Annotated in this window: 1 pseudogene; it reads left to right on the top strand. The window is 61.3% G+C overall.

The annotated features are described in order from the left end of the window. A pseudogene (locus J1784_RS00125) lies at positions 1-282 on the top strand (IS3 family transposase); the annotation flags it as partial.

The raw sequence follows: 282 nt of genomic DNA, 5'->3' as shown, positions 1-282 counted from the left end.
CATGGGCGTGACAGAACTGCGTCGGCTGCGCCAACTGGAGGAAGAGAATCACCGCCTGAAACGGCTGGTCGCCGATCTCAGTCTGGACAAGGAAATGCTGCAGGACGTCATCCGAAAAAAGTTCTGAGGCCGGTGCAGAAACGCGAGGCGGTTGAATACCTGCTGGCGGCGTACCGCATCGGGGTTCGCAGGGGATGCCGGCTGATGATGCAGAGCCGAACGGTCTACCACTACCGCAGCTGCCGCGATGACCGGGCCCTCACGCAGCGGATACGGGAGATT

Origin of the sequence: Rahnella ecdela, from assembly GCF_019049625.1 — a bacterium.
Lineage (GTDB): Bacteria > Pseudomonadota > Gammaproteobacteria > Enterobacterales > Enterobacteriaceae > Rahnella > Rahnella ecdela.
This window is presented reverse-complemented; position numbering and strand designations above follow the sequence as displayed.